This window comes from Pedobacter sp. 01N416 (assembly GCF_056399685.1).
The window spans coordinates 1-2469 of record NZ_JBFTRT010000675.1 but is presented as its reverse complement, the minus strand read 5'-3'; the positions used below and the strand labels follow the sequence as shown (position 1 = coordinate 2469).

Below are 2469 nucleotides of genomic sequence, written 5' to 3'. Positions count from 1 at the left end.
AGGCGAGGCCATCGCCTTTGCGGAAAGGGTAGGTGCAGAAACCACTTATCTTACACACATCAGTCATAATCTGGGTAAACATGCTGATGTGGAAAAAGACTTGCCAGTTCATATCAGACTGGCGTATGATGGCTTAAAAATAGAAATTTAAACACTTTTTAAAATCTAAAATTAAATTATATTTGCAGCACAAACCCAGGTGGCGAAATTGGTAGACGCACCAGCTTGAGGGGCTGGCGCCCGTACGGGTGTGGGAGTTCGAATCTCCTCTTGGGTACATAGTGTAAAACTTAAAGCCTTAACATGTTTATTGTTGAGGCTTTGTTGTTTTTATGATATCTTTTGATACCAATGAAATCAGTGTAGCCAATTTTTTTGTTTTATTATTGATGAGCTCGTTTTATCTGAGTACCTACGGCCATTTTTAAGTTTATCACTATTCATTTTTCTGGTCGCTATCTGTTTGCTCCTACATTGGCATATTTTGCATCATATTTAGCTAAAATAACAGAGGATTTACTTTTGATTTTTTATCATATTTGCCGAAGCCATGGAAGAAAGAAGCTGGGTTGGATTATTGTAGAAAAGGACAAGTAAACCATTTTAAATATGAAATCATCATGATTTTCAAAATCACACCGTAATGATTAAACCGAGCTTGCGAGTTCTTAAACTTAAAAAGCGAAATAAAACACTAGTGAAAAATCATGACTGCTTCATCGCAAAAGAAACACAATATTTAAACAAATGAAAAAATATCTATTGCTCTTATTAATTGCCATTTCATCAACAGGTTTAATGGCACAAAAAAACACCGATGTTCCTTTCCAATTACAGGGAACGGTTAATCTACCCAGTTACGATTCGGCCAATCGGGCGATTTATTTTACCTTTTATAAAAATGGAAAAGAGGTTTTAGATAGTGCAATAATCAAAAACAATAAATTCAGTTTTAAAGACGTAGCCGATATAGATATTAAAGCTTCTTTACAATTTACTAAGCCAAATACTTCACCAAATGCAGCAGCCGATCCTAATTCGTTGAGTCTGTATCTTTCTAAAGGGTTGGTAAATGTTAGTGCAAAAGGCTATTTGCGTAAATCCATCATAAGTGGATCTGTGGTAAATAATGATTACATGATCTTTAAAAAACCATATTTGAAGTTAGATACATCATTACGTTTGCTTGGTTGGAAAAAARGACGGGTAAAAGCCGAAGATACCGTTCGCGGGAAAAATGTTGATGCGGAGATAGATAGTGTGAAAAACCTGAAACTTGCGCAATTGTCGGAATTTTTATCTAAAAATATAGCCAAACCTTATGCTGCCGAGGCGTTGTTAATGTATGTAAGCACTGATGGTTCTGCTTTCGATGCCAATAAAGCAAAACAATTTTTTGATCGACTGCCAGCCAAACAAAAAAACGCCGCGCTGGGTAAAGAGATCACAACTGCCTTAGCTAAGTTAGCAGAGAAGCAAGTAACTATTAATGTGTTAACAAATGTCGATTTTTATGATGGTTATGCACAAAAGGTAACTCAGCCGGTGGCTAAAGGTATAACACGCATCAGTAATGCCGAGTACTTGCGTCAGCTTAGTGCAGCCGAAATAGATAAAATTGGTAAAACATTAAAAATAAAGGTTAGTATAAAATCAGGCTGCGATAATTATGATAGAATTGGCCACCTAACCTTGGTTGTTATGCCAAAAGGTGAACAATTTAATTTAGAAAAAGGTGAGCAATTTGAACTTTTAAGAATCATGACACCGTTTATGTACCGTACCCGTCAACCAGACCATATTCCTTACGAAGCACAAATAGACCAAATGGTTAGTACGATAAAACAGGGCGGAAAGGATGTTTATTTATTGACCGAGGTATTTGGTACAACTGGTGCCGGCCAGCGTGAGGTAATCGGTTGCGATGGCTCGTTACTAACTTTTAATGTGTCTGTAGATCTAATCAGCGATAAAATGAAGGATTTGCCTGCACAAAAAGGAATTTCATTATTAAGTTATTATAGTTTAGATGGTAAAGATAAAGCTGCTGGTAAAAACAGCAAACAAGTAAGCTTCGAATTAGCGAACGACACTAAAACGACAACTCTTTATGTCATTTCATCAGGACATGGAGCAGCCGAAGGTGGAGAAGAATACAATTGGAGAGAACATGTAGTAGATTTAGACGGTAAAGAATATACCCGATTAGAAATGAGCCAAAATTGTGCACCGTTTGAGATGTATAACACTCAACCTAATGGTATTTATTTCGGTGATATTAGCAAAGAACGTCGTTCATGGTGCCCAGGTGGCCCGGTACCTACACGTATTATTAACCTCGGTCCTTTGGCGAAAGGAAAGCATACTTTAAAAATATCTATCCCCGAGGCCGAATTTGAAAAAACAGATAGTAAGTATTATGTATCGGCCTATTTGATAACGCAATAAACTGATCTCAAACTAGAATAT

1 protein-coding gene and 1 tRNA gene are annotated in these 2469 nt (G+C 36.8%); both read left to right on the top strand.

Annotation, left to right across the window (positions count from 1 at the left end):
* The first annotated feature begins 193 nt into the window (after positions 1 to 193).
* Positions 194 to 277 (top strand) — tRNA-Leu (locus AC1DND_RS25690).
* 470 nt (positions 278 to 747) lie between these two features.
* Positions 748 to 2448, top strand: coding sequence for a peptide-N-glycosidase F-related protein (locus AC1DND_RS25685; protein WP_477585395.1), 1701 nt, complete (start codon positions 748 to 750; stop codon positions 2446 to 2448).
* The last annotated feature ends 21 nt before the right edge of the window (positions 2449 to 2469 follow it).